The organism is Streptomyces griseiscabiei (assembly GCF_020010925.1).
Lineage (GTDB): Bacteria > Actinomycetota > Actinomycetes > Streptomycetales > Streptomycetaceae > Streptomyces > Streptomyces griseiscabiei.
In genome coordinates this window covers 32,377-57,021 of the sequence record NZ_JAGJBZ010000002.1, presented here as the reverse complement: position 1 = coordinate 57,021, position 24,645 = coordinate 32,377, and the positions used below count along the sequence as shown (strand labels likewise).

Genomic DNA, 24,645 nt, shown 5'->3' with positions numbered 1-24,645 from the left:
CCCCGAGTCCTGAAAGGTGACGAGCATGGACCTGGTCTTCCGTGATGCCGAGGTCGTGGACGGTTCCGGTGAGGTCTCCTACCGGGCCGATGTGGTGGTGGCGGAGGGCCGGATCACGTCGATCGTGAAGGAGGCCGCCGCGGCCGGGTGCCAGCGGCCGAGGGGCGGGCGGGAGATCGACGCCGAGGGGCTCGTGCTGGCCCCCGGGTTCATCGACATGCACGCCCACAGCGACCTCGCGCTGCTGCGGGACCCCGATCACACCGCGAAGGCGGCGCAGGGGGTGACGCTGGAGGTCATCGGCCAGGACGGGCTGTCGTACGCGCCCGTCGACGACCGCACCCTCGAAGAGGTCCGCCGCGCGATCACCGGCTGGAACGGCTACGGCGAGGACATCGACTTCGGCTGGCGTTCGGTGGGCGAGTACCTGGACCGGCTCGACCACGGCTTCGGGGGCGAGGGCATCGCCCTCAACGCCGCCTATCTGGTGCCGCAGGGGGCGGTGCGGATGCTCGCCGTGGGGTGGGAGGACCGGCCGGCCACGGCCCGGGAGCTGGACCGTATGCGGGAGTTGGTGGCAGCCGGGCTGCGGGAGGGCGCGGTCGGGATGTCGTCGGGGCTGACGTACACCCCGGGCATGTACGCCGAGGACGCCGAACTGACCGAGCTGTGCCGGGTGGTGGCGTCGTACGGCGGCTACTACTGCCCGCACCACCGCTCGTATGGGGCGGGCGCGCTCCGGGCGTACGAGGAGATGGTCGCGCTGACGCGGGAGGCGGGCTGTGCTCTGCATCTGGCCCACGCCACCATGAACTTCGGGGTGAACGAGGGGCGGGCGCCCGAGCTGCTGAGCCTGCTGGACGACGCGCTCGCCGCCGGCGCGGACATCACGCTCGACACCTATCCGTACACCCCCGGCTGTACGACGCTGGTGGCGATGCTGCCGAGCTGGGCGGGCGAGGGCGGTCCGGAGGCGATCCTCGCGCGGCTGGGCGACGAGGAGACGGCCGGGCGCATCCGGCACCACATGGAGGTCGTGGGCGCCGACGGCTGCCACGGCGTGCCCATCGAGTGGGACACGATCGAGATCTCGGGGGTCGCCGACCCGGCGCTGTCCTCGTACGTGGGCCGTACGGTCGCGCGGTCGGCCGAGGCGCTGGGCGAGGAGCCCTGGGTCACCGCGCGCCGGCTGCTGGTCGAGGACCGGCTCGGCTCGACGATCCTCCAGCACGTCGGCCACGAGGAGAACGTACGGACGATCATGCGTCACCGGGTGCACACCGGCGGCTCCGACGGCATCCTGCGCGGCGACAAGCCGCATCCGCGGGCCTACGGGACGTTCCCCCACTATCTCGGCCGGTACGTACGGGAGTTGGGCGTGCTCTCGCTGGAGGAGTGCGTCGCCCATCTCACCGCGCGTCCCGCCGCGCGGCTCCGCCTCGCGGACCGGGGACGCGTCCGCGAGGGGTACCGCGCCGACCTCGTCCTCTTCGATCCGGCGACCGTGGCCGCCGGATCGACGTACGAGGCCCCGCGCACCCTGCCCACCGGCATCCCATACGTCCTGATCGACGGCCGCTTCGTCATCGAGGACGGGCGCAGGACGGACGTGCTGGCGGGCCGGGCGGTCAGGAGGGCGACTGCCTGACGCGGGCCCGCCCCTGTTTTTTCAGGGGCGCGGGGAACCGCGCGAGAAGCCCCACCGGGCCGCGGACGGAGAACGACCGCCTACGGTTGCGGCAGGATGCAGCCGCTCGCGTCGAGGTCCAGCTTGTTGTCCACGCCGAAGCACGCGGGGACGTGCCAGGTCTGCTGGGCGTAGTTGATGCCCCGGCGGACGGTCACGGTGCCGTTCGCGTCCACCTCGCACGGGTTGTTGACCGTGCAGCGCTGCCCGCTCTCGTTGCCCGTGTTGTTGACGCCGACGACCTTGCCGGTGGCGTCGTTGAGGACCGGGGAGCCCGAGGTGCCGCCGATGGTCTGGCAGGCGGAGGTGTAGCGGATGGAGTCCTTCCAGGTCCAGTCGCCCTCCTTCAGACGGTACGCGTACCCGTCGACGGCGCAGCTGTACGTCCGCTTCCAGTACCCGGAGACGACGGTGATGGCGGTGCCGACGGTCGGGCGAGCCGTGTCGTAGACGAGCGCGTCGATGCCGTACGTGCTCTTGATCTGCGCGTACGTGGTGGTGAGCTGGTACACCGCCATGTCCGTGTCGGTCATGGTGCCGTACGCGATCTTGCTGGCCCGCAGGGTGCCGACGCGGGTGCCGGCCGAGTTGAGCAGGCCGAAGGTGCGGGTGGAGGCCTGGTCGACGATGACCTCGCCGGCGTCCGGGAAGCCGCTCTCCAGGCAGTGGCCGTTGGTCATCACCAGCGCCGGGTCGTTGTCCTCGGAGTCGGGCATCCGCACGACCGAACCGGAGCAGTTGCTGAGCGAGACGGTGCCGGCGAAGTTGACGGCCTGGACGGACGGGGCCGTGAGGTCGGCGACGGTCCTGTTCGCCGTGTCGACGACATCGCCGACCACCGTCTTGACCGCCGTGTCCGCCGGTTCCGGCGCCGCGACCGCCGGTGCCGCGCCCGTCCCGGTGATCACCAGGGCGAACAGCGAGGCGACGAGAGGCTTTCTCATGTGGGGGTCCCCTCTTGCTACTTGGCCATATGGCTGCGTTGCTGCGTGGTGGCAGAAGATCTTGCGGCCACCGCAGTTTGTCATGCGCATTGTGAGGGCGACGTGGAGGACGAGCAAGGAGTTGGTTCCGGCCGTGTGGCCTTCGGCCAGGGGTGATGGATCGGGCGGAGACCCGCGGGCCGATCGGCCCGCGGGGCGGGGCGCCCCGTGATCTACTTCGGCCCTTTTGTCGCGCCCTGCCCCCGGCCCTGGTCGCCGTTGGCGTTGCCGTTGCCGTTGCCGTTGCCGCGGGACGAGGTGGTCGGCGTGACGGACGGGGCGGTGGAGGAGGTGGGGGCCGCGGACAGCGGGACGGAGGCGGAGGGCTCGGCGGAGGCGGTGGCCGAGGGGGACGGGGACGTGGAGTTGTCCGGCGAGGGGGCACCGGGGGATGCGGTGGCGCCGCCGCCGGAGGTCGCGCCCGCCGACGGGGAGCCCTCGTCCGGGTCACCGGGGCGGTCGCCCGCCGGGGCGGACGCGGGGGCCGGGACACCGGGCCCCTCCTCCGAGGTGCCGAGCCCGGCCGACCCGGCCACGGCGGCACCGACGAGCACGGCGGCCCCGATCCCGCCCGCGATCAGCGCGCCCCGCCTCCGGGCCCGCCGCCGGCCGAGCGTGCCCCGCCGCCCGTCGACCGGCCGCGCCCGCCGTCCGGCTCCCGGGGCCCCCGGCCCGTCCGGCGGAGCCGATGGCCGGCCGACTGCTCCCTGGCGCCCGCCCCGGTACGGCACGTCGTCACCGTGGGGCGCGTCGTCGCCGCAGGGCACACCGCCCCCGTAGGACGCGCCCTCCTCCCCGTAGGACGCGCCCTCCTCCCCGTACGACGCGCCCTCCTCCCCGTAGGACGCACCCTCCTCCGCGTACGACGCGGTCTGCCCGTACGCGGCGCCCGTCGCACCTGTCACGGTCTCGTCCAGTTGGACCGTGTCGTCGTAGGCGTTCTGCCAGCCGTGGGCGGTGGCCGGGTCCTTGAAGCCCTCGTAGGCCGGGGCGGAGAGGGGGTCGCCGACGGGGTGGTACACGTTCGGCGGTGTCCCGGTGCGGGCGTCGTTCCGGTCCGGACCGTGTGTGTCGTCCACGTCGTCCACCCCATCCATCGCGTTCCACTGCCTTCGTCCCAGGGGCCGTACGCCCCGGCGCCAGGGGGCGTACGGCCAGGTGCCGTGCGGTCGGCGGCCGTGGGGTGGGGGGTCGGCCGTACCCGCTCGCGGATTGTAGAGAGGTGAGGTCCGAGGGCGGGGCGTCGGGGCATTTCGGGGTATCGCGGCCGTCCCACGTGGTGGAAAACACGGCCCGGAACGCGTTACCGGGCCGTAAGCTCACGGACATGCAGGTGATCCAGTCGACCAAGCTCGCCAACGTCTGTTACGAGATCCGGGGCCCGGTTCTCGAGGAGGCGATGCGCCTGGAGGCGGCAGGCCACCGCATCCTCAAGCTGAACACCGGCAACCCGGCGGCGTTCGGCTTCGAATGCCCGCCCGAGATCCTGGAGGACATCCTCCGGAACGTCTCCAGCGCCCATGGCTACGGCGACGCGAAGGGCCTGCTGGCGGCCCGCCGCGCGGTGGTCATGCACAACCAGACCCTCGGTATCGAGACGGACGTCGAGCACGTCTTCATCGGCAACGGCGTCTCCGAGCTGATCGTGATGGCCATGCAGGGCCTGCTCGACGACGGCGACGAGGTGCTCGTACCGTCCCCGGACTACCCCCTGTGGACGGCGGCCGTGTCGCTGTCGGGCGGCACCGCCGTCCACTACCGCTGCGACGAGCAGTCCGACTGGATGCCGGACCTCGCGGACGTCGAGCGCAAGGTCACCGACCGCACCAAGGCGCTCGTCATCATCAACCCGAACAACCCCACGGGCGCGGTGTACGACGAGGCGATGCTGCGCGGTCTGACGGACATCGCGCGCCGCCACAACCTGCTGGTCTGCTCCGACGAGATCTACGACAAGATCCTCTACGACGGCGCCACGCACACCCCGACCGCCTCGGTCGCCCCCGACCTGCTGACCCTCACCTTCAACGGCATGTCCAAGGCCTACCGGGTGGCCGGCTACCGGGTGGGCTGGGTCGCGATCTCCGGGCCCCGCGCGCACGCCGACTCCTATATCGAGGGTCTGACGATCCTCGCGAACATGCGGCTGTGCGCGAACATGCCGGGGCAGCACGGAGTGGTCGCCGCGCTCAGCGGGCGCCAGACGATCAACGACCTGGTGCTGCCGGGCGGACGGCTGAAGGAACAGCGGGACGTGGCGTACGAGCTGCTCACGCAGATCCCGGGTGTGTCGTGTGTGAAGCCGAAGGGGGCGCTGTATCTCTTCCCGCGCCTCGACCCGAACGTCTTCAAGATCAAGGACGACCGGCGGATGGTCCTCGACCTGCTGCGACAGGAGAAGATCATGGTCGTCCAGGGCACCGGGTTCAACTGGTCCGAGCCCGATCACTTCCGGGTCGTCACCCTGCCGACGGTGGGTGACCTGCGGTCCGCGATCACCCGGATCGGGAACTTCCTGGATGGATACGGGCAAGCGTAGCGTTCGGACTTCGCTCAACTTTAGACGGATTCCAAGGTAGGCTGGTCGTCCGAGAGCGCTTGGAGGCCATCCCATGTACGAGCCGATCCGCACCAAGTCGGTCCACACGATGGCCGGCACGGCCTCCTCCGACTTCCCGCACCGTTCGCGCGAGGAGGAGCTGGACATCCAGCTCGCCGGGCATCTGGCAGCCCTGCTGGCGACGACGGACGCGCTGCGGGGGCTTGCCCCCTCCGATGAGCTGGACGCGGCCGCGGAGGCGCTGGCCGCGCGGGTCGCCGGGCTGCGGGGTGGCCGGGCGCCGGCCCGCTCCGCCTCCGGCGCGGGTGAGGGGGATGTCGCCGGGCTGCACCGGCGGGCGCACGCGCTGGCCGGGCGGGCGCTGGTCGTGGCGGCGTCCCGGGCGGACACGGCTTCGGCGATTCTGGCGGCTGAGCGGATGGATGCGCATGCGGGTGCGGCTGCGGGTGCGGGTGTGCCGTTGGGTGCCTAGTGGCTCGGGGGTGCGGGTGCGGGTGTGCCGTTGGGCGCCTGGTGGCTCGGGGGTGCGGGTGCGTCGGCGTCTGCGGCTCCGGTGGGGCTTCTCGCGCAGTTCCCCGGGCCCCTGAAAAGCCGGGGCTACGCCCCACGCTTTTCCCCGGCCCGACCGTCACCCTTCGCCCCGCCCGGCCCGACTCCTCCCGGCCCGCCACCGCCCGTCGCCCCGCCCGGCCTAACCCTTTCCGACCGCCCCACCGCCTGTCGCTCCCGCCGGCCTAACTCCTTCCGGCCCGCCCCACCGCCTATATCCCCCACGCGGCCTGACTCTTTCCGGCCCACCCCACCGCCTGGCGCTCCCGCCCGGTCCGACTCCGCCTGACCCGCCCCACCGCCTTTGGCCCCGCCTGGCCTGCCCCCTTCCGGTCCGCCCCACCCGCCGCCTGTCACCCCACCGCGCCTGACTCTTTCCGGCCCGCCACCGCCACCTGCCACTCCCGCCCGGCCCGACTCCTTCCGGCCCGCCCCACCACCGCCTCAGGCCCGCAGGGGCCTGGCCCTTCAGGCCCGCAGGGCCTGGTCTTTCAGGGGCGCGGGGAACTGCGCGAGAAGCCCCACCGGGCCCGCGGTCGGCAGCGCGCCCCAGCCGCCCCCCACCCTTCACCCACTCACTCACCCACCCACCCGGCCGAGAACGAATCGAACTCTCGCGCACTGGACGTCCGTTGCGATCCGGGACCACCAGTTCACCGGCGGTTCACGCAGACTCGTACGGAACGTTGGGTTCCGGGAGCACTCTCCCGGTGTGAGACGAATCGCAGGAATCGTCCTCGCGGTCCTGCTGATCGGCGGCGTGGTGGCAGCCGTCGTGGCGGGCCGGGACAACGGGGACACGGGCACGGCAACGAAGACCGTGCGAGGCGTGATCGGATCGGAGAAGGCGGAGTTCTTCGCCGACCCGAAGGTGGTGAAGGCCCTGGCCGCCAGGGGCTACACCGTGAAGACGGAGACGTCGGGCTCCTGGGCCATGGACGGCCTGGACCTCAAGGGGTACGACTTCGCGTTCCCGTCCAGCAAGGCACCCGCGGACGAGCTGGCCGCGAAGTACGGCATACGCGAGCCGCTCCCCCGCCCCTTCTACTCGCCCCTCGTCGTGGTCGCCCACCGCGGCGCCGCCGAGGTGCTGCGGCAGAACGGGCTCGCCACGCTCGACAAGGACCGCGGCGTGCTCGACATGGGCGCGTATCTGAAGGCCGCTGAGGCGGGCCGGACCTGGCAGGACCTCAAGGGGGCGCGGAGGTACGGGGAGTTGATGGGACTCCTCTACATCGCCACCACCGATCCGACCACCTCCAACTCGGGCGCCCTCTACCTCGCCGCCACCTCCAACGTCGCCAACGGCGGCCGGGTGGTCGCGAGCAAGGCGGACCTGGACCGGACGGCACCGCTGATGCGCGAGCTGATCAGCGTCCAGGGCGCCCAGCAGCCGAGCACCGACGCGGCGTTCCGCGACTTCGTCAGCGGGGTCGGCAATCCGCTCGTCCTGGTCTACGAGTCGCAGGTCGCCGCGCTGCTGACGGAGGGGCAGGGCATCGACGACCTGGTCGTCCTCTACCCGGACACCACCGTCTTCAGCGACCACACCGTCGTCCCGGTCACGGACGAGGGCCGCGCGCTCGGCGAACTCCTCGGCACCGACCCGACGTTGCGCGAACTGGCCGCCCGGCACGGGTTCCGCCCGCAGGGCGCGGCCACCGAGTTCACGGCGGCGACCGCCGACAGCACCACGTATCTGATGCCGAGGCTGACGGTCCGGCAGGCGCCCGTGCCCACCTCCGAGGTGCTGCACGAGATGGCGCGCCGGGCCAGGGGCCAGTAGGACGACGGGGGAACACGACACATGAGCATCGAGAACAGCGGCAGCGGAAGCAGCGGCGGGGGCGACAGCGTCTTCACCCTCACCCCTCCCGAGCCGGTCGCGGCCGTGCCCCGGGAGAAGGCCGGCGGGCTGGTGCCGGTCGAGGAGTCCGTGCGGACGGACATGACCCGCAAGGCCGAGGAGTACGTGCGGGGGCTCGCCGCCCTCGACGCCCGGTCCCCGGAGTTCGCCGGCCGGGTCGGGGAGATCACCTCGCTCGGCGCGGGCGAGATGCGGGCCGCCTCCGCGCAGTCCAACCGGATGCTGGAGCGGACCGTACGCAGTCTGCCGAGCAAGGGCGGGGACGCGCAGTCGCAGGTCGCGGGCTCGCTCGTCGAACTCCGGCGTGTGGTGGAGGACCTGGACCCGCGTGATCTGCCGGCGGGCAGGGGACGCAAGTTCCTGTCCCGGCTGCCGGGTGGCAACAAGCTGCGCGACCACGTCGCCAAGTACGCCTCCGCACAAGGGACGTTGAACAGGATCGTGGGCTCGCTGCGGGGCGGGCAGGACGAACTGCGGCGCGACAACGCCGCGTTGCAGACCGAGCGGGTCCGGCTGTGGGAGACGATGGGCAAGCTCCAGGAGTACGTCGTCCTCACGGAGGCCCTGGACACGGCCGTCGAGGCGCACATCGGGACCCATGTCGACGGGATCGACCCGCAGCAGGGCGACACCCTCCGCGCCGATGTGCTCTTCCCGGTCCGGCAGAAGCACCAGGACCTGCTCACCCAACTGGCCGTCTGCGCCCAGGGCTACCTCGCCATGGACGTCGTACGGCGCAACAACGAGGAGCTGATCAAGGGCGTCGACCGGGCCGCCACGACCACGGTCTCGGCGCTGCGCATCTCGGTGATGCTGGCCTCCGCCCTCGACAACCAGAAGAAGGTCGTCGACCAGGTCAACGCGTTGCGCGGGACGACGGAGGACCTGATCCGGGGCAACGCGGAGATGCTCGCCACGCAGAGCGGCGAGATCCAGCGCATCGCCGCCGACCCGGCCGTCGGCGCGGAGACGCTCCGCTCGGCCTTCCAGCAGATCTACCGCACCCTCGACGCCATCGACACGTACAAGGTGCAGGCGACCGAGACCATGGCCACGACCGTCGAGTCCCTGACCTCCGAACTCCAGAGCGCCACACGGTACTTGGAGCGGAGCCGCAACCAGGGCGCGCTGGAAGGCGGTGGGCTCGTATGAGAGGACGCGGGACACTGCGTACGACCAGGGGGGCCGTCGCCCTGACAGCCGTGGCCGCCCTGCTGGCGACCGCCTGCACCGCCGCGGACCAGGGCTCCGCCTCGCCCGACCCCACCGGGGCCACCCCCTACGCCCCCGGCACCCTCCGGGTCCTCGCCTCCAGTGAACTCGCCGACATGAAGCCGGTGTTGGAGCAGGTGGAGAAGGACACCGGGATCAAGGTGCGGCCCACCTACCTGGGCACGCTGGACGCGGTGGACCTGCTCACCGAGTGGCGGGTCAAGGGCTCGTACGACGCGGTGTGGCTGTCCTCCAACGACTATCTGCGGCTGCGCCCGGACGCGGCGAAGCAGATCGTGTCGGAGACCCCGGTGATGTCCAGCCCCGTCGCGATCGGGGTACGGGACGCGACCGTGCGGAAGCTGGGGTGGAAGCCGGAGGACGTCACCTGGACGGACATCGAGAGGGCCGTGGCGGACGGGAAGCTGACGTACGGCATGACCGACCCGTCCCGCTCCAACTCCGGTTTCTCCACGCTCGTCTCGGTCGCGTCGGGGCTCTCCGGGGCCCAGTCCGCGCTCACGGACGCGGACGTGGCGAGGGCGACGCCCCGGCTGAAGGAGTTCTTCGGCGGGCAGAAGCTGACCTCGGGGTCGTCGGGCTGGCTGGCGGCGGCGTACGATCGGCGCGGGGACGTCGACGCGCTGCTCAACTACGAGTCGGTGCTGAAGGGGAAGAAGGGCCTGACGGTGATCCGGCCGCGTGACGGGGTCGTCACCGCCGACTATCCGCTCTCCTCGCTGGCGTCCACGAGCAAGGAGGTCCGCGACGACGTCCGTCGGCTCACCGAGGCGCTGCGCACCCCGGACATACAGCGGCTGATCACGGACAGGACGCTGCGCCGCCCGGTCGTCGCCTCCGTGCCGCCCGCGGCCGGCCTCGACACCACGCGCCGCCGCGAACTCCCCTTCCCCGGCACGCGTTCCGTCGCCGACGGACTCCTCGACGCCTACGAGAACGAGCTGCGCCGTCCGTCGCGGACCGTGTACGTCCTCGACACCTCGGGCTCGATGGAGGGCGACCGCCTCGACCGGCTGAAGACCGCCCTCGCCGAGCTGACCGGCGACTTCCGGGACCGGGAGGAGGTCACGCTGATGCCGTTCGGGTCGGACGTGAAGAGCGTACGGACGCATGTCGTACGGCCGGACGATCCGAAGGCCGGGCTCGACGGCATCCGCGCCGACACCCGGAAGCTTTCCGCCGGCGGCGACACCGCCATCTACACCTCACTGCGGAAGGCGTACGAGCATCTCGGCACCGCCGACCGGGACACCTTCACCTCGATCGTGCTGATGACGGACGGCGAGAACACGCGGGGCGCGAGTCCCGCCGACTTCGACGCGTTCTACGACCGGCTGCCCGCCGCCGAGCGGCGTGTCCCCGTCTTCCCGATCCTCTTCGGCGACTCCGACAGGAGCGAGCTGGAGCACATCGCCGAGCTGACCGGCGGCCGTCTCTTCGACGCCCGGCAGGGCTCGCTGGACGGCGCCTTCGAGGAGATCCGTGGCTACCAGTAGATCCATCTCCAGGGTGAGCGGCCGGCTCATGGCGTACGTCGAGTCCCGGAAGAACCTCACGGGCAGCGCCCTCGGGGTCGCCGGACTCGGGCTGACCTTCGCGGGGGTCGCGGGGCCGTACTGGCCGGTCGTGGTCGTCGGGCTGTACGGCGCGGGCGCGCTGATCGCGCCGCCGGAGCGGACGCCGGTGCCGGACTTTCCTGACCCGTCCGCCCAACTGGACGAGCTGCGCGGTGACTTCGGGACGCTCCGGGAGTACCTGGGCGGGGTCGAGCTGCCGCCCGCCGCGGCCGGCCGGCTCACCGAGCTGACCGACCTGCTCACGGCCCTTCTCGACCCCGGCTGGGTCGCCGCGGTCCTCGCCCGCGACCCCGAGGGCGTCCACGCCCTCTCCCGGGCCGTACGGCAGGACGTCCCCGAGGCCGTCGACACCTACGTCCGCACCCGGTGGTGGACCCGCCTCACCCCCGGCACGGATCCGCCTGAGCGGCATCTCGAGCGCCAACTGGGCCTACTACACGAGGAACTGGACCGCCTGGCCGCCACCCTCCGCGACACGGAGGCCCGCCGCCAGGAGTCCCACACGCGGTATTTGGAGGACCGGTCGGGGTGAGGGTGGGCATCCGCCGGGTGGGGGGTGCGGGTGCGTTGTGTCGGGGGCGGTGCGGGTGCGTTGTCGGCTGCGGGTGCGTGGGGCTTCTCGCGCAGTTCCCCGCGCCCCTAAAAGCCCAGGCCCCTGCGGGCCTGGAAACCACGACCCTCGCGGACCTGAAGGCGCCCGCCCGCAGACGAGGGCGGCGCGCGGGGGCCTGAAGCCGACAGGCGCGCGGGGGCCTGAAGCCGACGGGCGCGCGGGGGCCTGAAGCCGACGGGCGGGCGGGGAAAAGCATGGGGCGGAGCCCCTGCTTTTCAGGGGCGCGGGGAACTGCGCGAGAAGCCCCACCGGACCCGCACCCGCCGAAGGACCCCGGACACCCCCTCCATTCCGCGACTCTCACCCCACACTCGCCAGGATCACAATCAACAGCACCACCCCCACCACCACCGCCAGCACCTTCAACGCCGCGTACGGGGACGGCGGCTGATCCGGCGGAGCCACCGGCGGGACGGGAACCGACGTCGGCCGGGGCCCGTTGAAGACGTCGTGCCCGGTGACCGCGGCCCGCGTGCACCAGGGACAGGTCGGCAGATGGGACCCGTACGTGTGCAGCGGCCGCACCGTGCACGCCCGCACCTCACCGCGCTCCTTGTCGAGCGCCCGCAGCCACGCCTCCGCCTTCGGCCGCGCCTCCGGATCCTGCACCCCCGCCCCGAACGCCGCCTTCGCGAGGGTGAGGATCTCGGTCGGCAGGACGGACGGGTCGATCGTGCCGCGCGGAATGGTGACCTTCTCCGGCCGGACGACATAACTGCAGCTCGCGGCGATGTTGTCCTTGACCGTCGACTCGGAGGCGCTCTCGTGCGGCACCCCGCCGAAGGGGTGGTTGCCGGCGGTGAGCAGCTGGTAGACGAGGACGGCGAGGGCGAAGTCGTCGCTCTGCCGGGTCGCGGGGCCGCCCGCCTGCCGCTCGGGGGACGAGTAGTCGGTGGTGTGCATCAGGCACGGGAAGAGTTCACCGGTGGCCGGGTCGGTGAAGGCGATGGAGTCGCAGTCGAGGAAGGTGACGAAGCCGTTGGCGTCCACGACCACGTTGCTGCTGGAGAAGTCGCCGATGACGAGGTTGTCGTAGTGCATCCGGGCCGTCATGAAGGCGAGGTTCCAGGCGACGCCGAGCAGGAAGCGCCAGTCGGCCCGGTCCGGGAAGAGCTTGAGACGCTGGACGCGGGTGAACAGGCCGACCAGTTGCACGTGCTGGGGTTCGCCGAAGCGGCGCATGGCGTAGCCGAGGAACTCGCCGTTCGTGCCCCGGGCGATCGCGGTGGGCCAGGCCAGTTCGGGCGGCTGGCTGGCGTCCGTGGGGCGGGCGGCCAGCGGGGACATGGTGAGCATGCGGGCCAGCCGTCGTTCCTGGTCGGGCCCGGGGGTGTCCCGGTAGATCTTGACGACGATCCCCGTGTCCCCCTCCACCGGGAACACGGCCGCCTGTCCACCGCCCTTCAACGGCAGCTCGGCCAGGGTGACCCGCCTGCCGTCGAGAAAGACCGTGCGGCCGCTCATGGCCTACCTCCGAGTGGTCGTCACATGGTCGTCGAGTCGTCGTCGCATCGTTGTCGCGTGGTCGTCGGGGTCATCGCCGGTCCGTGCGGACGGCGCGCAACAGGGTCTTGTCGTCGGCGTTGAGCGCGGTGAGACGGTCGGAGCGCAGCAGGGCGGCCAGATTGGAGTCGCGGTCGTCGTCCCCGGCCATGTCCAGGGAGCGGAAGACGGCGTCGGCGAACGAGGTGTTCGGCGACGGCGCGCCGTCCGCCGACCGGTTGACCATCGCCTGGGCCAGTCCGTCCGTGGACAGCAGCACCCCGTCCACCCCGTCGTCCGCGACGCACTCGGTACGGGTCCAGCGCGCCGCGTCCGGCGAGGTCAGGAACACGGTCTCGTTGCTGTACTCGCTCACCGGTGCGGCCTGCGGCAGCAGATGGAACTGCCGTTCCCCGTCCTCCGTCCCGGCCCGTACGACGACGAGCCCGTCCCCCACGGTGACGTGCCCGAGCCAGCCGGGCGTGAGCACCACCACCGTGAGCGTCGTGGCGAAGTCCTGCGCGTCGGCGCCGGTCCGGTCGAGGAAGTCCGTGCTCACGTCGTGCAGCGCGTCCCGCAGCAGTTCGTGCACGGCCTCGCCCGGCCGCACCTCCACGGCCGCCTCGGCCCGCCGTACGAAGTAGTCGGACGCCAGCTGCACCGCGAGCCGCGAGCCCTCCTCCGAGCGGGGACGGCTGCCGGCGCCGTCGGCGACGGCGAGCACGGCGACGGAGGGTGTCGCGGCGGCGGCGCAGGCGTCCTGGCAGGGCAGGCCCTGGCGCCGGTGCCGGTAGCCCTCGACGCTCAGACCGTGGATCCGCCAGGGCGGGGCGGCGGTCATCTCACGCCTCCCAGGCCGGGCGCTGTGTCTTGAACTGGCTGAAGATCTTCTCGAACACCTCGTCCCCCGCCCCCTTCTGCTCGGCGTTGGCGCTGGCGGACATCATCTGGAGCAGCTCCCGGAACGGGAATCCCTGCAGCCGGGCGTTGAACTTGGGTGCGAACGCGCGCAGCACCGACTCGCCCATGTCCGTGATCCCGCCGACCCCGATCGCGTACAGCCGGAACCGGCGGGCGCTCTGCTCCTGGGCGAGGACGGGGACCAACCGGCGCCAGGACTCGGTGAGATGGCCGGTCGGGTCGGTGGGCAGACCGTCCGTGACGAGGCAGATCTGCGGCCGGTAGTACTGCAGCCCGGACGCCCTCAGCTCGCTCTTGCGGGCCGTGACGATGTGCATGGCCAGCTCCAGCGCCTCGGTCATCAGGGTGACCCCGGCGGCCGTCAGCTGCGGGGCCTGGAAGGCGTGCGCGGGTATGAAGGGGCTGGTCCGGGTGCGCGGGTCGAGGAGCTGGGGCCCGCGCCAGGCCCCGACGCCCTGGCCGCCGAAGGTGACCACGGCGACCTCCACGCTGTAGCTGAGGCTGACGTCGTCGTGGAGTTCCCTGGTCCACTCGGCGAGCGCGTTGTTGAGCGTCTGGATCGGCTGGCCCGCCATGGAACTGGAGGTGTCGAGGCAGAGCACGAGCGGCATGCGCTGCGCGTTGTTCTCGAACTCGATGTCGGCGTATTCGGCCGGCAGGGTGGGCGGGTATTCACTGTGCATGGTTCATCCCCCTGTGCTTCTGGTGGTGCGCGTTCCGGTGCTGCTGATGTGCTGGGCCGGGAGCCGGGCCGGGTTCACCTGGGCGGGGTGGTGCCCTTCGCGTGGCGGGCCGCGGTCGGCGGGAAGGCGTACAGGACGTCGGAGTCCCGCTCCCGCGCGTCGGTGACGTCGACGAGGCTGCCGGGCGCGGGTGGCGGGCGCCCCGGTTCGGCCCACACCGCCCGGCGCAGCACCCGGTCGACCTCGACATAGCCCTGCGGGTGGAGTTCGGTGCGTACGACCGCGGTACGGGCGTGCGCGGGGCGGGGGCCGACCTGCCGCCCGTGCCGGGGGGCGGACGCGGGCGCGACCCGCAGCCGGGTGGTGCGTTCGTCCGCGCCGGCGCCACCGGCACCGCCCGCGCCGTCGAGTCCGACATCCGCGCCCCCGGCACCGCTCGCGCCACCGCCGCGCGCCGCGTGCGCCGGGGCGGTACGCGCGGGTCCGCCGCGCACGCCCCCGCCGGCCGCCCGCCCGGGAGGCGGAGCCCGGTGGCCCACGGCGACCGGCCCCCTGGACCGCCGGATCACGACGACGAAGGCGAGGAGCAGGAGGGCGAGGAGGAGAGACATCCAGAAGGCGGTCCAGGTGGCGGTGCCGTAGCCGGAGTCGGTGGCTTCGGGGCCGAGGGTGCCCTCTGTGCCACCGGAGTCACCGCCTTTGGTGGACGTCTTCGTAGGAGTGGGGTCCGGGGACTTCGGGACGGGCGCGACGGCGGGGACGCGGGTGGACGCGTCGGCGACGGCCCCCAACTTGATGAGGTCCCCGCCCGTCAGTGGCTGTTTCTGCTCGCCCGTCTCGACGATCCGCTGGCACAGCGTCTCCGGTACGCAGGCACCCACGTTCTCCAACTTGTCGACGGCCCACTTCGGTATCCGGTCGATCTCGGCGTCGGGGTGGACCATCCGGCCCCCGGCCAGGACCAGCAGGGCCGTCCCGCCCTCACCCGTCCGGCCGCCCTTCGGCACCTCCACCACCAGCCGGTACCGGTCCTTGACCATGCCGTCATCGAGCAGTTCGTCCTGCTCCCCCTTGGGTCCGGTCAGCGACAACTGCTGGTCGAGCAGGACGACGTAGGGCTCGCCCTTGCCGACATCCGTCGTCCAGCACGCCAGCCATCGCGCGAGAGACTTCTCGCACGACTCCCCGGCCGAGGCGGAACCCCCCGGAACCAGCGCGACCAACAGCCCCACCAGCACACCCAGAAACGACAAACGCCCGATCGCACCCATCGCACCAACCCCCCGTGGCCTGAAAGGCACGCCCCCGCGGCCCTGAAAAAGCCCATCCAATAGTGGAGCAGGCAGCCGGGCGGCCGGAAGGGTTTGGTGATTTCCGCCGATGGAATTACGGCGAGTTACGCCGACGTTCGATCAGTACGCTTTTCACTTCTACAACTTGAACACCTGATGGCAGCGACTGAACATCTGCCGCGCCCGCTCCACCCAGTCATTGGCCAAAGCATCGAAATCCGCCTGGGTGATCCGGCACGTCAACGGCAGATCACAGACCCCGGCGAGACAGGGGCGCGGCCCGCGAACATCCCACACGGAAAGCATGGGGTTCAATTGTTCGGTATTCCACGCGTTCGACGCAGCTGCGGCAACAGCGAGTTGATCCTGCCGGAGGAAATTCCCGTCCGTCGCGAAGACCACGAGAAGTCTCTTCGTGGTCATGAACCGCAGCGTGACCGTCCGCCCCACCTCATGGAGATCGAACTGCAGCGAGACGGAGACGGTGTCATGGACCGTGTGGTAATTCCGCCGCGCCACCCAGTTCTGCACCAACTGCCGCCAGTGCGTGCCGAGGTCGTATATCTCGGCACCGCGTCCCGGGTACGAGTCACGGCCGTCGCGACCGTCACGGCTGTCACGGCTGTCGCGGCCGTCGCGACCGGAGAAGGAGTCGCGGCCCGGGTAGGAGTCAGGCGCCGTCACGGACCACCGCCCCGGCGACCATGGCGTCGGTCAGCCCGGCGTCCAGCAACGCCTGCGCGTGCAGCAGCAGACAGGAGGGGACGGACTCGCTCGTCGTACGGCGCCGGTGCCGCTCCTGCAACTCCTCGTACCGCACCTCGATCGTCCGGGCCACCTGCGGCGGCGGCCAGACCTCGGCCCTGACGGTCTCCCCCACCAACTCCGCCAGAAGGTCGGCGAGTCGGGGCCGGTCCTCGGGTCGCTTGGCCAGACAGCCGGCTATGAGGGGCCGCAGTCCGGGCGGTACGCCGTCGAGCCGGGGCGCGCCTCGTACGACCTCCACGCGCACGGCCTCCCCGCTGCCGTGCGGCGGACGGCCGGTCAGCGCGTAAACAAGGACGCCACCCAGGGAGAACACATCGCTCGGCGGGCCGACCCGGTCGCCGCGGATCTGCTCGGGCGACATGAACGGCGGGGTGCCGACGACGACTCCGACCCGGGTGAGGCCGGGGGCGCCGTCCACGCGGGAGATGCCGAAGTCGATGACGCGGGGGCCGTCCTGGGCGAGCAGGACGTTGGCCGGTTTGAGGTCGCGGTGGATGACGTGGGCGGCGTGGATGGCCTGCAGCGCCTCGACGAGGCCTGCGCCGAGGGGGCGGACCTGGGCCTCGGGGAGGGGGCCGTCGGCGCGGACCGCTTCCGCGAGGGAGGGGCCGGGGACGTACATCGTGGCCAGCCAGGGGAGTTCGGCGGTGGGGTCGGCGTCGACGACGGCGGCGGTGTAGGCGCCGCTGACCACGCGGGCGGCGGCGACCTCGCGGGCGAAGCGTTCGCGGAACTCGGGTTCGGCGGCGAGTTCGGGGCGGGCGACTTTTACGGCGACCTCGCGTCCGGCGGGTGAGCGGCCCAGGTAGACCCAGCCCATGCCGCCCGATCCCAGGCGGCCGACTATCTTGTACGGGCCGATCTTCAGGGGGTCACTTACGGGTGTACGCACCCCGCTCACCTCATTTCGGGGTTCGGTGCGGATGTCCCGAGTGTCCCGCGAATTCCGGTCAGCGGCAGCACTTTTCGCCCCCTCCGCCCCTACCCGTCCCATCCTGAAAGGGCTGCGCCCCTTCGACCCCCAGAAGTCCGTCCGGTGGGGGCGGGCCGCGCAGTTCCCCGCGCCCCTGAAAAGCAGGGGCTACGCCCCCTGCTTTTCAGCCCCGCCCCCAGCCACCTTCCAGACCCACGGGACCGCGACCTTCCAGCCCCGCAGGGGCATGGCCTTTCAGCCCCGCAGGGGCCTGGTCTTTCAGGCCCGCAGGGGCCTGTTGCTTTTAGGGGCGCGGGGAACTGCGCGACCAGCCCCCACCGAACCCGCACCCGCCCACGAACCCCCAGGAGCCTGGTCTTTCAGGCCCGCAGGGGCCTGGGTCTTCTAGGGGCGCGGGGAACTGCGCGACCAGCCCCCACCGGACCCGCACCCGCCCACGAACCCCACCCCACCCCACCCCACCCCGAAGGCGCACAAAAAATCCGCGGTCGGCCAAGGAGAAGTCACTGGTCAGGGCAACCCATACCCGGCCGACCGCGGAGCAGAAGGGGGCGTCAGCCCAGGCGGCTCACCAGCGCCCGGTACTCGTCCCACAGCTCCTTCGGCGTGTGATCACCGAAGGTATTGAGGTGCTCGGGCACCAGCGCGGCCTCCTCCCGCCACACCTCCTTGTCGACGGTCAGCAGAAAGTCGAGGTCGGCCGAGGAGAGGTCGAGCCCCTCCGTGTCGAGCGCCCCCGGCGCCGGCAGGATGCCGATCGGCGTCTCCACCCCCTCCGCCTTGCCGTCCAGCCGGTCCACGATCCACTTCAGGACCCGGCTGTTCTCACCGAAGCCGGGCCACACGAACTTGCCCGCGTCGTTCTTGCGGAACCAGTTGACGTAGTAGATCTTCGGCAGCTTCGCCTGGTCCTTGCCCTTGGCGACATCGACCCAGTGGCCCATGTAGTCGCCCATGTTGTAGCCGCAGAAGGGCAGCATCGCGAACGGGTCGCGGCGCAGCTCGCCGACCTTGCCCTCGGCCGCCGCGGTCTTCTCGGACGCCACGTTCGCGCCGAGGAACACGCCGTGGTTCCAGTCGAAGGACTCGGTCACCAGCGGCACCGCCGTGGCACGACGGCCGCCGAACAGGATCGCGGAGATCGGCACGCCCTTGGGGTTCTCCCACTCGGGCGCGATGATCGGGCACTGGGACGCGGGGACCGTGAAGCGGGCGTTCGGGTGGGCGGCCGGCGCCTCGGCGCCCGGTGTCCAGTCGTTGCCCTTCCAGTCGGTGAGGTGGGCCGGGGTCTCCTCCGTCATCCCCTCCCACCAGATGTCGCCGTCGTCCGTGAGCGCCACGTTGGTGAAGACGGAGTTGCCCCAGAGCGTCTTCATCGCGTTGGCGTTGGTGTGCTCACCGGTGCCGGGCGCGACCCCGAAGAACCCGGCCTCGGGGTTGATGGCGTAGAGCTGCCCGTCCTCGCCGAAGCGCATCCACGCGATGTCGTCACCGATGGTCTCGACGGTCCAGCCGGAGATCGTCGGCTCCAGCATCGCGAGGTTGGTCTTGCCGCAGGCCGACGGGAAGGCGGCGGCCACGTACTTCGACTCGCCCTGCGGCGGGGTCAGTTTGAGGATCAGCATGTGCTCGGCGAGCCAGCCCTCGTCCCGTGCCATCACCGAGGCGATGCGCAGGGCGTAGCACTTCTTGCCGAGCAGCGCGTTGCCGCCGTACCCGGAGCCGTACGACCAGATCTCGCGGGTCTCGGGGAAGTGGGAGATGTACTTGGTGGAGTTGCAGGGCCACGGCACATCGGCCTGGCCGGGCTCCAGCGGGGCGCCGAGGGTGTGCACGGCCTTCACGAAGAAGCCCTCGGAGCCGAGCTCGTCCAGCACCGGCTGTCCCATACGGGTCATGGTGCGCATGGAGACGGCGACGTACGCGGAGTCGGTGATCTCGACGCCGATGGCGGAGAGCGGCGAGCCCAGCGGGCCCATGCAGAACGGCACGACGTACATCGTGCGACCGCGCATCGAGCCGCGGAACAGCCCGCCCTTCTCACCGTCCTCGCCCTGGAAGATCTCCCGCATCTCGGCGGGGGCCTTCCAGTGGTTGGTGGGGCCCGCGTCCTCCTCCTTCTCGGAACAGATGAAGGTGCGGTCCTCGACCCGGGCGACATCGGTCGGGTCGGACGCGGCGTAGTAGGAGTTCGGGCGCTTGATCGGGTCGAGCTTCCGGAAGGTGCCCTTCTCGACGAGCTCCCCGCACAGGCGCTCGTACTCGGCCTCGGATCCATCGCACCAGACCACGTTGTCCGGCTCGGTCAGTTCGGCGATCTCGTTCACCCACGCCACGAGTTCTCGGTGGGTGGTCGGGACGGTGGAAGGGGGAGCCGCGATGTCGCGCGCCACGATTGCTCCTAAATGAGGGATTTTTTGTTGGAGGCCCCGTGGGGGCTGCGACCCGGATGCTTCACGGATTCGATCGCGGAATCGATCTATGGGCGCTCATCCGGTGCCGACCACACTCATTTGATCATCCGACGGGAGTGCCCATATGTCCAGAGGGCCTCACACCTGAGCATCGTGACCATCGCCACTCACCGGTTCCCGCCCGGGAGGTTTCCGTGCGTCACCACGGCCTCACCACGGGTGCCCGGATGTGTGCTCGAACACCCCGCGCCCCGGCCCCGCGTGAGATGATGGCCACTTCGAGGAACGCGAACAGCCCGCACGGTCCCGTAAGTTACGGCTCCGTAGGTACGATGCAAGGCATGACAGCGTCCGTCCCCGATGCACACACGGACACGCCGGCCGACGGCCGCGATTCCGATACGCGATCCCTGCCGCCCCAGGACACGCGATCCCTGCCGCAGCAGATCGCCCACCAGATCACCGACGAGATCCACCAGATCACCGGCGAGATCAAGCCCAAACTCCGGGGCTGGCTGCATCTGGGCATGTTCCCGGCGGTCCTCGTGGCCGGCCTGGTGCTCACCGCCCTCGCGGACTCCACCCGCGGACGCATCGCCTGCGGGATCTACGTCCTCACCGCCTGTCTGCTGTTCGGTGTCAGCGCGCTGTACCACCGGGGCAACTGGAGCCCGCGCATGGACGGCATCCTGCGCCGGCTCGACCACGCCAACATCTTCCTGATCATCGCCGGCACCTACACCCCGCTGACCATGCTGCTCCTGCCGGACGGCAAGGGCGACTGGCTGCTGTGGGGCATCTGGGGAGCGGCACTGGCCGGCATCATCTTCCGGGTCTTCTGGGTCGGCGCCCCACGCTGGCTCTACACCCCCTGCTACATCGCGATGGGCTGGGCGGCCGTCTTCTTCCTGCCCGACTTCATGCGCACCGGCGGGATCGCCGTCCTCGTCCTGGTGATCGTCGGCGGCCTGCTCTACAGCGTCGGCGGAGTCATCTACGGCCTCAAGCGCCCGGACCCGTCACCGCGCTGGTTCGGTTTCCACGAGGTCTTCCACTCCTTCACCCTCGCCGCGTTCGTCGTGCACTACGTGGGGATCTCGCTGGTGGCCTACCAGCACGGATAACCTCCGGGACGACCGGAAACGCCGTCCTCTCCAGTGGCCGTGGCTACCAAGCCGCGGCCACTTTCGTATGCCCGCGCACCAGCCCCATATTGACACTCCCCACCTTTTGAGAGCTACTCTCATTTCATGGACACTGTCATTAGCTCTTCTCAGGCCCGGCCCGACCCCCGCCGCTGGTGGGCCCTCGCCGCCCTGGTCGCGAGCATGCTGACGCTCGGCTTCGACATGACGATCCTCAACGTGGCGCTGCCGACCATGGCCGGGGATCTGGGCGCCACCACCGGTGAGCAGCAGTGGATGGCGGACGCGTACATCGTCGTGTTCGCGGCGCTGATGCTCCCGGCCGGACTGCTCGGTGACCGGTTCGGCAGGCGGCTGATGCTGATCGTCGGTCTCGGGATCTTCCTGGCCGGATCGGTCGTGGGCGCGCTGGCCCAGGACGTGAACGCGGTCGTCGCGGCCCGCGCCGTGATGGGGATCGGCGCCGCGCTGGTCACCCCGCTCGCCCTCTCGGTGCTGCCCTCGCTCTTCACCCCGGCCGAGCGCACCAAGGCGGTCGGCATCGTCTCGGCGGGCTCCATGCTCGGTCTGCCGCTCGGCCCGATCATCGGCGGCTGGCTCCTCAACCACTACTGGTGGGGCTCGGTGTTCCTCATCAACGTCCCGATGGCCGCGATCGGCATCGCCGCCTGTGTCTTCCTGCTCCCCGAGACCCGGGACCCCGCCTCGCCGCGCGTCGACACCGTCTCCACCGCACTCACCTCGACCGGCCTCGGCTCCCTCATCTACGCGATCATCGAGGCCCCCACGCGTGGCTGGACCGACCCGCTGGTGCTGGGCATGTTCGCCGGCGCCGCGGTCCTCATCACCGCTCTGGTGCTGCGCGAACGCCGGTCCGTCCGCCCCATGCTGGACATGGGCCTGCTGGCCCAGCGCGGCTTCCTCTTCAACACCCTCGCCGCGACCCTCGGGATGTTCGTCCTCTCCGGCCTGCTCTTCGTCCTGCCGCCCTACCTCCAGGCCGTCCTCGGCCACGACGCCCTGGGCACCGGCGTACGCCTCCTCCCGCTGATGGGCGGCCTGCTGGTCGGCGCCCGGACCGCGCAGCCGCTCGTCGCCCGCCTAGGATCGCGCGCCGTCGTGAGCGCGGGCCTGGTGGTGCTGGCCTTCGCGGCGCTCTTCGGCAGCCGGACGACGGTCGACTCCGGCTACGGCTTCACGGCGCTGTGGCTGGCGTGCGCCGGGGCCGGGTTCGGGCTGGCGATCGTGCCCGCGATGTCCGACGCGCTCGGCACCCTGCCCACCGACCGGGCCGGCAGCGGCTCGGGGCTGCTGATGACACTGCGCCAGGTCGGCAGCGCGATCGGCATCGCCCTGCTCGGCAGTCTGCTCGCGGGCGTGTTCCGGGACCGCCTCGACGTGACCGGGCTGCCCGCGCGGGCTGCGGACACGGCCGGGGACTCGGTGGTGGCGGCACACCTGATCGCCGAACGGACGGGCACGGCCGACCTCCTCACCTCCGCGAACACCTCGTACGTCCACGGCATGGGCGTGGTCCTGCTGGTCTGCGGCAGCGCGTCCCTGGTCGCGGCGCTGCTGGCGGCGGCGTTCCTGCCGGGGACGAAGACGGACGGGGACGCCAGGGGCGAAGGGACCACCGGCCCCGACTCCGGCACCGGCACCGGCACCGGCCGTGACCTGGCCCCCTCCGCGGCCGATGCCCGACAATGACCCCATGACGGCCGCACATCCCACTACTCCCACCACTCCCACCGCCCACTCTCCCGCTCCGCTCGGACTGCGTGAGCGGAAGAAGATCAAGACACGCGAGACGATCCGCGCCGCGACCTACGCGCTCGTCCGGGAGCAGGGCTACGACGCCACGACGATCGAGCAGATCGCCGACCGGGCGGAGGTGTCCCCGTCGACCGTCTTCCGCTACTTCCCGACCAAGGAGGACATCGTCCTCACCGACGAGTACGACCCGATCCTCCTGGAGGAACTGCGGGCCCGCCCGGCGGACGAGCCCTTGCCGGACGCCCTGAGGTATGTCATGCGGGAGGCGGTCCGCACGGGCATCGAGGACGACCTGGAGGTGGCGAAGCTCCGCACCCACCTCATGGTCCAGGTCCCGGCCGTCCGCTCCCGCATGATGGAGAGCATGTCGGTGACGGGCCGCATGCTCTGCACCGCCATCGCCGAACGCACCGGCCTCGACTCGCACAGCCTGGAGGTCCGCGTCTGGGCGATGTCCCTGATCGGCGGCCTGATGGAAACCTTCCTCTACTGGGCGGAGAACGACCACCGCGACGACTTCGCCACGCTGGTGGACCGCGCCCTGACCACGATCCAACAGGGCCTGCCGACGGAAAACCCCTGAGCCGTCCCCCCTCCCCCATGCCATCCTGACCAGGTGAAACCCGCCGAGATCCACACCGAAATCCACATCGAAGTAGCCCCCGAACTGGCCCTGTTCGTCCCCCACGCCCGCCGAGGTCCCGCGACCCCGCTGGCCACCGACGGGGTCTCGACGCTCGGCCATGTCGTGGAGTCCCTGGGCGTCCCCCTGACGGAGGTGGGCGCGCTGGTGGTGGACGGCCGTACGGTGCCGGTCTCCCACATCCCGACGGCCGGCGAGTCGGTGACCGTACAGGCGGTGGAGCGCCCCCAACACATCCCCGGCGCCCCGCTCCGTTTCCTCCTCGACGTCCACCTCGGCACCCTGGCCCGCCGCCTGCGCCTGTTGGGAGTGGACGCGGCCTACGAGTCGACCGACCTCGGCGACCCGGCCCTCGCCACCCTCTCCGCCACCGAACAACGCGTCATGCTCAGCCGCGACCGGGGCCTCCTCCGCCGCCGGGAGCTGTGGGCGGGCGCGTACATCTACAGCACGCAGCCGGAGGACCAACTCCGCGACGTCCTGGACCGGTTCGCCCCAGAGCTGCGGCCTTGGACTCGCTGCACCGCCTGCAACGGCCTGCTGAAGCCGGCGACGAAGGAAGAGGTCGCAGACCGTCTTGAGGGCGGGACAGAACGGTCGTACGACGTCTTCGCCCAGTGCGACACCTGCGGCCGCGCGTACTGGAAGGGGGCGCATCACGAGAAGTTGGAGGCGATCGTGCGGGAGGCGCTGAGGAGGACCGAGGCGGGCCCCATGGCCAAGCCTGTCCGCGAACAATCTTGAAAACCGTCGTGGCAGCGATGTCACCGTGGGTTCAAATCCCACACCCACCGCCAGGTGAAGCGGCCCCTGACCAGGTATGACGGTCAGGGGCCGATCACGTGTGCGTTGCCCGCTCAGAGCCGTGGTTCCCCGTGGTTTCCCGCTGGATCGGGCACGGATGGGGCCCGTGCACCTTCTGATCCGTAGCTCTGTAGAGGTCGGTCATTGGGGGGTCACACAGGCTGCGGGGAGAGTCACGAGAGCCGCTGTCGGTCGGTGGCGGCTACTCGGGTTGCTGTACTTCGTTGCTATACAGCAGGATCCCGGCCTGGGGGTGAAGCCATGGAGTGGGAGCAGCTCGAACGGCTGCTGGGCGGTGGTGACGAGACGTCGTTGGCCGCTCTGTCTGCTCTCCGCGCCGGCGCTTCTTACATCGTCTGGGACGGAACGTCGTCAGCCAAGTCGCTCGCGACGGTCTATGGGCGCCGACTCCGTCACACCCTTCGGAGGAGCATCGAGACCTCCGGCTTGGCGCGGGCCGTGCAACGCCTCGACCTGTACGGTCGACCAGTACGACTGGGTCAGATCAGGACGGCTGACGGAACGTGGGTCTTCATGCTGTTTCTCGACGAGGACGGCAGCACGCTGGTGGCGTGCACCGGAGTCCGGCAAACCCAACCGGGCCCACCACGACCGGACACCTGCTGAAGCTCTGCATCGCCAACACGCGTTCCAACTGTGGTGGTGCGCCCCGGGGTCGCGTATGGGGCCGTTCACCTGCGTTCATGGGCGGTC

Annotated in this window: 21 protein-coding genes; 12 read left to right on the top strand and 9 right to left on the bottom strand. The window is 71.0% G+C overall.

The annotated features are described in order from the left end of the window. Positions 1-25: 25 nt before the first annotated feature. Entirely contained in the window at positions 26-1,648 is a 1,623-nt protein-coding gene (locus tag J8M51_RS17855) for an N-acyl-D-amino-acid deacylase family protein (protein ID WP_267299306.1), read from the top strand. A gap of 80 nt (positions 1,649-1,728) precedes the next feature. Here the strand turns inward: J8M51_RS17855 and J8M51_RS17850 are convergent, their stop codons facing one another. Together J8M51_RS17850 and J8M51_RS17845 are read right to left on the bottom strand one after the other, a co-directional pair. Then, the gene (locus J8M51_RS17850; protein WP_267299305.1) at positions 1,729-2,631 is read right to left on the bottom strand and encodes a S1 family peptidase; all 903 of its coding nucleotides are present in this window, start codon (positions 2,629-2,631) and stop codon (positions 1,729-1,731) included. A 212-nt stretch (positions 2,632-2,843) separates the two neighbouring features. Beyond that, entirely contained in the window at positions 2,844-3,749 is a 906-nt protein-coding gene (locus J8M51_RS17845; protein WP_267299304.1) for a hypothetical protein, read from the bottom strand. Positions 3,750-3,997: 248 nt separating this feature from the next. On the opposite strand from J8M51_RS17845, the gene J8M51_RS17840 reads away from it, so the two are divergent. The 6 genes from J8M51_RS17840 to J8M51_RS17815 all read left to right on the top strand — a co-directional run bounded on the left by J8M51_RS17840 (position 3,998) and on the right by J8M51_RS17815 (position 10,988). Next, positions 3,998-5,209 carry a pyridoxal phosphate-dependent aminotransferase gene (locus J8M51_RS17840; RefSeq protein ID WP_086763686.1) on the top strand — a complete coding sequence of 404 codons (1,212 nt, stop codon included), beginning with the start codon at positions 3,998-4,000 and terminating at the stop codon, positions 5,207-5,209. 73 nt (positions 5,210-5,282) lie between these two features. After that, complete coding sequence (locus J8M51_RS17835) at positions 5,283-5,702, top strand: SCO4983 family protein (protein WP_086763684.1); 420 nt, start codon at positions 5,283-5,285, stop codon at positions 5,700-5,702. Positions 5,703-6,491: 789 nt separating this feature from the next. Further along, positions 6,492-7,565: a substrate-binding domain-containing protein gene (locus J8M51_RS17830; RefSeq protein WP_086764682.1), complete on the top strand. Its 1,074-nt coding sequence runs from the start codon at positions 6,492-6,494 to the stop codon at positions 7,563-7,565. A 21-nt stretch (positions 7,566-7,586) separates the two neighbouring features. Continuing rightward, positions 7,587-8,798, top strand: coding sequence for a toxic anion resistance protein (locus J8M51_RS17825; RefSeq protein WP_086764685.1), 1,212 nt, complete (start codon positions 7,587-7,589; stop codon positions 8,796-8,798). Further along, positions 8,795-10,375, top strand: coding sequence for a substrate-binding and vWA domain-containing protein (locus J8M51_RS17820; RefSeq protein ID WP_086764688.1), 1,581 nt, complete (start codon positions 8,795-8,797; stop codon positions 10,373-10,375). The genes J8M51_RS17825 and J8M51_RS17820 overlap by 4 nt, the downstream gene beginning before the upstream one ends. 28 nt (positions 10,376-10,403) lie before the next feature. Further along, positions 10,404-10,988 carry a hypothetical protein gene (locus J8M51_RS17815; RefSeq protein WP_086764691.1) on the top strand — a complete coding sequence of 195 codons (585 nt, stop codon included), beginning with the start codon at positions 10,404-10,406 and terminating at the stop codon, positions 10,986-10,988. Positions 10,989-11,369: 381 nt separating this feature from the next. Here the strand turns inward: J8M51_RS17815 and J8M51_RS17810 are convergent, their stop codons facing one another. The 7 genes from J8M51_RS17810 to J8M51_RS17780 form a co-directional block, all read right to left on the bottom strand. After that, positions 11,370-12,533 carry a hypothetical protein gene (locus J8M51_RS17810; protein WP_086760115.1) on the bottom strand — a complete coding sequence of 388 codons (1,164 nt, stop codon included), beginning with the start codon at positions 12,531-12,533 and terminating at the stop codon, positions 11,370-11,372. Between the two features lie 70 nt (positions 12,534-12,603). Continuing rightward, a complete protein-coding gene (locus J8M51_RS17805) occupies positions 12,604-13,392 on the bottom strand; it encodes a PP2C family serine/threonine-protein phosphatase (protein WP_086760117.1) in 789 nt (262 codons plus the stop codon). Between the two features lies 1 nt (position 13,393). Next, positions 13,394-14,155, bottom strand: a complete 762-nt coding sequence (locus tag J8M51_RS17800; RefSeq protein ID WP_086760119.1) for a vWA domain-containing protein — start codon at positions 14,153-14,155, stop codon at positions 13,394-13,396. 74 nt (positions 14,156-14,229) lie between these two features. Beyond that, entirely contained in the window at positions 14,230-15,408 is a 1,179-nt protein-coding gene (locus J8M51_RS17795) for a hypothetical protein (RefSeq protein ID WP_317852981.1), read from the bottom strand. Positions 15,409-15,585: 177 nt separating this feature from the next. Next, positions 15,586-16,131, bottom strand: coding sequence for a hypothetical protein (locus J8M51_RS17790; protein ID WP_179203313.1), 546 nt, complete (start codon positions 16,129-16,131; stop codon positions 15,586-15,588). Next, complete coding sequence (locus J8M51_RS17785; protein WP_216588056.1) at positions 16,118-17,107, bottom strand: serine/threonine-protein kinase; 990 nt, start codon at positions 17,105-17,107, stop codon at positions 16,118-16,120. Before J8M51_RS17785 ends, J8M51_RS17790 begins: the two co-directional genes overlap by 14 nt. Before the next feature lie 596 nt (positions 17,108-17,703). After that, entirely contained in the window at positions 17,704-19,542 is a 1,839-nt protein-coding gene (locus J8M51_RS17780) for a phosphoenolpyruvate carboxykinase (GTP) (RefSeq protein WP_216588057.1), read from the bottom strand. A 353-nt stretch (positions 19,543-19,895) separates the two neighbouring features. On the opposite strand from J8M51_RS17780, the gene trhA reads away from it, so the two are divergent. The 5 genes from trhA (at position 19,896) to J8M51_RS17755 (ending at position 24,558) form a co-directional block, all read left to right on the top strand. After that, complete coding sequence (gene trhA / locus J8M51_RS17775) at positions 19,896-20,687, top strand: PAQR family membrane homeostasis protein TrhA (protein ID WP_086761054.1); 792 nt, start codon at positions 19,896-19,898, stop codon at positions 20,685-20,687. A gap of 126 nt (positions 20,688-20,813) precedes the next feature. Continuing rightward, positions 20,814-22,418, top strand: a complete 1,605-nt coding sequence (locus J8M51_RS17770) for a DHA2 family efflux MFS transporter permease subunit (RefSeq protein ID WP_086761056.1) — start codon at positions 20,814-20,816, stop codon at positions 22,416-22,418. A gap of 4 nt (positions 22,419-22,422) precedes the next feature. Then, entirely contained in the window at positions 22,423-23,067 is a 645-nt protein-coding gene (locus J8M51_RS17765) for a TetR/AcrR family transcriptional regulator (protein WP_086761058.1), read from the top strand. Positions 23,068-23,100: 33 nt separating this feature from the next. After that, positions 23,101-23,871, top strand: coding sequence for a Mut7-C ubiquitin/RNAse domain-containing protein (locus tag J8M51_RS17760; RefSeq protein WP_256965994.1), 771 nt, complete (start codon positions 23,101-23,103; stop codon positions 23,869-23,871). 321 nt (positions 23,872-24,192) lie between these two features. After that, positions 24,193-24,558: a hypothetical protein gene (locus tag J8M51_RS17755; RefSeq protein ID WP_086752646.1), complete on the top strand. Its 366-nt coding sequence runs from the start codon at positions 24,193-24,195 to the stop codon at positions 24,556-24,558. Positions 24,559-24,645 lie beyond the last annotated feature (87 nt).